Source organism: uncultured Campylobacter sp., assembly GCF_938030815.1.
Lineage (GTDB): Bacteria > Campylobacterota > Campylobacteria > Campylobacterales > Campylobacteraceae > Campylobacter_B.
Window position 1 is genome coordinate 1 of record NZ_CALHII010000031.1, and the last position, 6,423, is coordinate 6,423.

Consider the following 6,423-nt stretch of genomic DNA (forward strand, 5'->3'; position numbering starts at 1 on the left):
GATCGCGGTAAAAATCATGACCGACGAGGCGATCTCAAACGTCGCGGGCACCGTATTTGATGGCAGCGAGGAGCGTATCGTAAATATCGGCGGATTTAAGACCGATTTTAAGCCGAAAGGCAAGATGATAATCTTCAAAAATACCGACGTGCCGGGCGTTATCAAATCCGTAAGCACGATCCTAGCCGACGAGAACATCAATATCGCGGATTTTCGCTTAGGCAGAGGCGAGGAGGGGGATGCTTTGGCGGTCATTTTGGTCGATTCCGAAGTGCAAAAAAGCACGCTTGATAAGCTGGCGGCGCTTCAAACCTGCCTAATGGTGCGCTACGCGGCGCTTTAATCATTATCCGCTTAGGAGGCGGAATTTTAAATTTCGCCTCAACCAATTCTTTATAATTTAAATTTACAATCCAGCCTACGATGGTGTTTTATGAGACGATGCAGGAACGCGTGGCGAGGGATTTTGGCGGAACTTGAGTATGTGCAGAGCCGCGCTTGCGATACGTTGCGGTATGCGCTAGGCAGATACGCTTTGTCACGGCTTGTGAAAACGCCGCGCGCTCTCTAAATTTAACTCTCGCCGTGAGCTTGCTTTTAAATTTAAATTTCGTCCTTGCAGATCTGCTTTTAAATTTCATCATCGCGGGCGCTGCCGATTAAATTTTGCCGCTATGCAGGTTTGGCACTAAAAGCTAGAGGCTGCGATGCGAAACGCAGTCAAATTTTATAAATTTTTAGACACGGAGGGTGCTTTTGCTTTAAATTTATTAGCGGGTGCTTCATATCTCTAATCATATCGCCCGTTTAAATTTAGGGCAACTACCGAGCGATTGCGCCGCTGATTAAATTTTACGTTTTGCCGAAATTGCGCTTCTGTGAAAATTCCGCCCGGTGTAAATTTGGTCGATACAAAATTTCAGCTGTAATGCGTCCTGCTAATTTGCTAGTTTGAGTGTCTCGATTAGGCCTAAAATTTTGCGGATCTGCGTTTGGTATTCGCGCGCGAGCTCTATGCTAGCGGGCCTACCAAAAAGCGTAGTTTCAAAAAGATCGGGCGCACCGTTTAAAAATAGATATAAGCGCTTATCCATAAATACCGTGCTCAAGCTGAACTCGCCGCTCGTTTCGCGATTTATTTCGCGCAGGCGCTCCATGAACGCGGGCGTTAGCAGATAGCGCGCTTCTACTTTGTCATCCGCAAACACGCGAAAATCGCGCATAAAATCCACATCGTCCATCATCTCTTTTTCGCCGAAGATCTTGGCGTTTAGCTCCCTGCTTACCACTATCGTTTTGCCCGAGGTTTTTTCGCGAGCTCGCAGATCAGTACGTTGCCGTCAAAGTCCATATAATTATCGTAGAATATTTTGATCAACATAATCGCCGCTATGAGCGGATTATCCGTTTTCATGTAAAACCTACCATTACTATGTACCTCGCTTAGGCTAAATTTAATCCCGCAGTGCGCGCCCGCAATCCGATCCTCGCTTTCGATCCCAGATTTCCTACCAATTCTAAATTTTTGAAATTCCTCTTCTTGCATACCGGTATAGGGATAATAGTTTAAATCCGCGTTCATATCGTTTATTACGGCGTGGACGAATATCTCTTTGTAAAATTTGTAGTAGCGAATTTCTGCTTCGGTTTTTTGACCGGCGCAATGCAGAAAAAAATATCCAAAAGATCGGAAAAAAGATCAGGGCGCCCAAAAATTCGGCAATTTTTATCAGAGGAGTGTCTGCTTTAACGCCGTCTAGAGACATTATTGCGAATAGGACTGTAAAAAAAGGCGGCTATACTGAGGTAGTAATATCTATTAAAAGCTCTAGCGCACGCTTTTTGTTCGGTTAAAGTCTGCGAAACGACATCTTGCAGAGCAGGCGACATATCTATCCTTGATAAAAATTTCGCCCGTATTGTAGCAAAATTTAACGTGATTTATAAAGAGCGAATTTCGCCTCATAATTAAATAGTCAAGATCGGAGCTTAATTTACGCAGTCCGTGCGACGTAAAATTTTAAAATCTTACTATTCTGAAAACAATTCGCACCGGATTTAAAATTTAATGTATCGCGTAAGCTTATATTTCACGCGAGCCGCTTTTGTAAATTTGCATCCAAAGCTTGCGATTACAGTATCCTGAGGGTGTCTGAGATGAAATACATAAAAATCCCGAGCCCAAACATCACGAAAAGCCCCAAAAATTCGACATAAAGCTTCAGGTTTACGAGCCGCTTCGAGCTTAGCTCGTTTGCTTTTGCGCCGAAAAGCGCGGCTAAAAATATCACGACGCTCATTCCAAAACCGATGAAAAGCGCACTCGCGACGCTAAGCGCGAAGCTTCCGAGGCTGAAAGCAAGCACGAAAATAAGGATCGTGCCGGGGCAGGGCACGAGCGCCGCCGCAAGCGCGATAAGCCACTCTCGCCCTTTCTCGCCGCCGTAGGTCGCGCCATTTTGCAGCGAGCGCGATGGGGGTTGACTGCTGAAATTTGTAGAATTTAAGGACTTTTCTTGCTCGTTTTGGCTAGGCGAGTTTTCTTGTAAATTTGCGGTTAAATTTGAATCCGAATTTAGCCCTGCCGTTGCGGTGCCTAAATTTTTGGTATCCAAATACTGCGCGGATTCGCCGCTAGGGGTTTTAAATTTAGAAAATTTATAGCTCTTTGACGCTACGTGAGCGGAACCCCCGGCGTTTGCAAATGCGGCGCTTTTTAAGTGGGTGTCCGTCTCCGCGGTCTTTGCGACGGAAGCGCAAGCGGCGCAGGAGCAGCCTGCATCGTGGCGGGCGCCCGATCTTACGCGGCGAGCTTTGTCGTAGATGATGAGCGCCGTTATGACGATGATCAGAAGCGCCGAAATTTTCGTAGTGATCGAGGCGGAGTTTGCAGAGACGAGCCCTGCGACGTTTTGCAGCACGAACATGCTCGCGCTTACCAAAACGAGCGCTCCTAGGACGTGTAGAAGCCCGATTTTAAGGGCAAATCCAAAGGCCTTGACGTAGCTTCCGCCATGGGCTAAGAAATAGCTCGCCGTTAGCAGCTTCGCGTGCCCTGGGCCTGCCGCGTGGAAAAAGCCGTATATGAAAGAAAGCGCCAAGACCCATAAGATCGTGCTTGCGCTTGCATGCTCGCTGCTTGCTCGAAACGCCGTTTTGAGGCTTTTCATAAAATCCATCGTCTTTTGCGCGACAAATCCCAGCGTAGCCTCTTTTTGTGGCTCGCTTGAAATATTGTCGCTGTCGGATGCGGCGCCGTTTTTGTCTGCGTTATTTTGCGCTAAATTTAAGGAGCTCTCCTCGGGCGGCGTCGCTAGATTTTGCGTAGAATGCGCGGAATTTAAAGAATTATCTCGTCTCGCCGACAAATTTTGCCCCGCGCCTTTATCTACAGACGGCGCAGAATTTGCGGAATCGTTAAAATTTATCGCAGCGCTCCTGTCGCCTCTGTTTTGCGCTAAATTTGAATCATCGCCTAAAGAAGCCGCGGTATTTTCGCCGTTTTTTGCGGCGGCCTCTAAGTTTTCGCTACCGAAGCGGCCGGAATTCGCGGTGTCGTCTTTTGCCTGCGCGTCCTTTTTGGCGGCTTTATTAATCTGCGCGATGGTATCCGAAGCGGCTATATTTTTTTGCGCCTGTGCTGCAGCTTCCGAAACGATGTCGCCGACGGATCTTTGGTTTGATCTGCGTGCTGAGCTGGAATTCGGTTTAGCTTGGCCGCCTTGCGCAAGTTTATCCTCTGAGCCCGCAAGACTCTGCTCGCTAGATGCAAGGCTATCCTGCGCTAAATCGGAGTTTGGCGCGCTTGAAATTGACGGTTTTTTATCTGCGATCTTTGGTTTTTCGCCGCTAAATTCTATAAAAGTGGTGGCTAAATTTGAATTAGGCTTCGCTACAAAGCCCTCGCCCAGATTAATGGGCTTGTCGTCAAGCATTTTGAAATTGAAAAATCCCTGATCGTCGTTAATGGAAATTTTAAGAACGCGGTTATTGCGCAGCTCGAAGCCGACCTTTTGATCGAACTCAAACACGAGTCTGCCCTTTTTGACGAGGCTTATTGCGTTTTTAAAATTTCCCTTGATCTGCGTGCCTACGAGGTTGCTAAGCGCAGGCTTTGCGTTTTTTGGCGCTTGATCGTAGAATTCTGCCTCGCAAAGATAGTTTTTGGGGGTTAGATAATCGGTCATCGCCTTAGTTATCTCGGCAAGCTCGCTATTTTCAAGCTTGCCGTTGGAATTTATATCGTAGGTCTGCATTATGACGTCGGTAAAATTTTGAGAGAAAAGCCACGAAAAATGCAGACTCACGATCTTGCCGTCTTGTGCGACGGGAGTGATGCTAACGTGCGCAGTGGGCGTGTATAGGGCGCACAGAGCACACGCAAATATCCGCGAGCTAAAGATCGCGGATAAAATTAAAATTTTAATAAATTTCATCAACTACAAATTTTCTCCGAAAACGTCGATCGTCTTTTTCATCGTCTCATACCAATCTAGCGGCAGCTGATCGATCTCCATCACCTTTGCGCCCGTTTGCGCGGCGATGGTTTGCGCTGCCTTTTTGGAAAACTGCGGTGCGACGAAAATCACCTTGATCTTTTCCTCTTTGGCTTCCTCGATTAGCTCGGCTAAATCCGCAGGCTTAGGCTCTTTGCCCTCCACTTCGACTGCGATCTGCTCCAAATCGTATCGGTGCGCGAAATAGCCCCAAGACGGATGATAAACCATAAATTTCTTTCCCTTGACGCCCGCTAATTTCTGCTTTGCGTAAGCGTCTAGCTCGTCAAGCTTTTTAGCAAATTTATCGAAATTTGTTTCGTAAATTTTAGCATCCTTAGGATACTGTTTGGTTAACGCGTCTTTAATATTTTTAGCTTGAATTTTTACAAGCTGCGGATCGAGCCAGATATGTGGGTCTAAACCGCCGTGATGATGATGGTGCTCGTGCGCCTCGTGGTCTTTGTCACCATGCTCATGATGCGCGTCATGATCGTGATCATCGTGATGTGCGCTATGATCATGTTCGTCGTGATGGTGATGCTCTGCCATAGCCATTTTGGTAATGCCATCTTCGGTGCGGATTATCTTCATCTTCGGATACGATGCGGCAAGCTTTGGTAGCCAGACCTCATCAAATTCTATACCGACTGCAAAATACAGATCGCTATTTTCTAGCATTTTCATCTCCGAAGGCTTAGGCTCGTATGTGTGCGGATCGGCGCCTTTGCCGACCATCGTATTTACCTGCAAAGTATCACCTGCGATCTGTTCAACAAAATACTTCGTAGGAAGTATGGTCGTGGTGACCGTAGGTTTGGCGAATGCTACGCAACTAGCTGCTAAAAGCGTGAAAACAAGCTTTTTCATAAAATTCCTTTCCAAAAAAAAATTGCGGAAGTATATCAAAAGCAACTTAGTTGCAACTTAATATAAATTTATCTAAATTTCGCTATCATCGCTTAAATTTTAAAAAAGGCGTAAAATGGATCCCAAAGATTTTTTAGCGAGTCACGATATCGCTCCTACAGCGCTTAGAGTGCAGATCGTGCAGATCCTAAGCGAGAAAAAATGCCCGGTAAGCTATGATGAACTAGTAGAACTAACAGGTGCTAATAAAACTACAATATATCGCAATATAGCGCTTTTGGAAGAAAAAAATTTGATAATTACCAGCGAAAATAACCATAAAAGCTTTTATGAGCTCACCGACGGCGCCAAAGCGTATTTTATCTGCGAAAGCTGCCATAAAATGGAGGAGATTTCGATGCCAGCTTTGCCACAAAAAAATGTCAAAAGTGTGCTCGTGCGAGGATTGTGCGAGAAGTGCGGCGGCTGAGGCGAGAAATTTAATCAAAAGCGCCAAAGAAATTTGGCTAAAACGCTAGGGCAAAATTTAACCGATTTTTAACGGATTTTTATAAAACAAACGATATAATCCGAGCGTTTCATATTTTAAAAGGGAAAAATTCAGTGAATAAAAACGATACGATAAAAGCAATAGAGAAGTTTGTAAGTTCTCAAGAAATGACGATGTTTCGCCTGAAAAAGGGTATCTACGGCGATGCGATGAAAAACCTGGATCAGGTTTTTACGCCGTATAAGGAGTTCGCCGAGTTTTTCAAAAATCCCGCAAATAGGCTGCAGGAGCTGTTAGGCAACATCGCGTACGAATCGATTTTAAACTACACTGAAGCAGGGCTATCGCACTGCGAGAAGATCCACTCGATCTATTTTGTGGAATCCAAAGGATTTTTCAAAAGTGGGCTAAAGTATATCGAGCCTGATGCGACCGCGAGAGAAAGAGCCAAGAGCTATTACGACAAATTGCTGGAAAATAATGAGAAGCTTAACGAATATATCGATATCGGCTTGCAAAGGCTACATGGCTTAGAAGCAAAGGGTTTCGAGTAGGCTAGCTTTGAGG

Annotated in this window: 8 protein-coding genes; 4 read left to right on the forward strand and 4 right to left on the reverse strand. The window is 45.7% G+C overall.

Annotated features, from left to right (window positions below):
- Positions 1 to 343, forward strand: a 343-nt coding sequence (locus Q0277_RS00815; RefSeq protein WP_297994552.1) for an ACT domain-containing protein, incomplete at its 5' end; no start/stop codon positions are given.
- A gap of 155 nt (positions 344 to 498) precedes the next feature.
- On the forward strand, positions 499 to 663 hold the full coding sequence (locus Q0277_RS00820) for a hypothetical protein (protein WP_297994555.1): 165 nt from the start codon (positions 499 to 501) through the stop codon (positions 661 to 663).
- 275 nt (positions 664 to 938) lie between these two features.
- Here Q0277_RS00820 and Q0277_RS00825 read toward each other — a convergent pair whose 3' ends face one another.
- The 4 genes from Q0277_RS00825 to Q0277_RS00840 form a co-directional block, all read right to left on the reverse strand.
- The gene (locus tag Q0277_RS00825) at positions 939 to 1,289 is read right to left on the reverse strand and encodes a DUF3137 domain-containing protein (RefSeq protein WP_297994557.1); all 351 of its coding nucleotides are present in this window, start codon (positions 1,287 to 1,289) and stop codon (positions 939 to 941) included.
- Positions 1,289 to 1,582 (reverse strand): hypothetical protein, encoded by a 294-nt coding sequence (locus Q0277_RS00830; protein ID WP_297994560.1) that lies wholly within the window; start codon positions 1,580 to 1,582, stop codon positions 1,289 to 1,291. The genes Q0277_RS00825 and Q0277_RS00830 overlap by 1 nt, the downstream gene beginning before the upstream one ends.
- Positions 1,583 to 2,132: 550 nt before the next feature.
- On the reverse strand, positions 2,133 to 4,436 hold the full coding sequence (locus Q0277_RS00835; protein ID WP_297994562.1) for a DUF1007 family protein: 2,304 nt from the start codon (positions 4,434 to 4,436) through the stop codon (positions 2,133 to 2,135).
- A 3-nt stretch (positions 4,437 to 4,439) separates the two neighbouring features.
- Positions 4,440 to 5,366, reverse strand: a complete 927-nt coding sequence (locus Q0277_RS00840) for a zinc ABC transporter substrate-binding protein (protein WP_297994565.1) — start codon at positions 5,364 to 5,366, stop codon at positions 4,440 to 4,442.
- A gap of 115 nt (positions 5,367 to 5,481) precedes the next feature.
- On the opposite strand from Q0277_RS00840, the gene Q0277_RS00845 reads away from it, so the two are divergent.
- Together Q0277_RS00845 and Q0277_RS00850 are read left to right on the forward strand one after the other, a co-directional pair.
- On the forward strand, positions 5,482 to 5,835 hold the full coding sequence (locus tag Q0277_RS00845) for an HTH domain-containing protein (RefSeq protein ID WP_297994568.1): 354 nt from the start codon (positions 5,482 to 5,484) through the stop codon (positions 5,833 to 5,835).
- Between the two features lie 134 nt (positions 5,836 to 5,969).
- Positions 5,970 to 6,410 carry a hypothetical protein gene (locus tag Q0277_RS00850; protein WP_297994572.1) on the forward strand — a complete coding sequence of 147 codons (441 nt, stop codon included), beginning with the start codon at positions 5,970 to 5,972 and terminating at the stop codon, positions 6,408 to 6,410.
- Positions 6,411 to 6,423: the final 13 nt, after the last annotated feature.

Coding starts and splice junctions, on each gene's coding strand:
- Q0277_RS00840 (WP_297994565.1), bottom strand. CDS start 5,366: ATGAAAAAGCTTGTTTTCACGCTTTTAGCAGCTAGTTGCGTAGCATTC.
- Q0277_RS00835 (WP_297994562.1), bottom strand. CDS start 4,436: ATGAAATTTATTAAAATTTTAATTTTATCCGCGATCTTTAGCTCGCGG.
- Q0277_RS00830 (WP_297994560.1), bottom strand. CDS start 1,582: ATGAACGCGGATTTAAACTATTATCCCTATACCGGTATGCAAGAAGAG.
- Q0277_RS00845 (WP_297994568.1), top strand. CDS start 5,482: ATGGATCCCAAAGATTTTTTAGCGAGTCACGATATCGCTCCTACAGCG.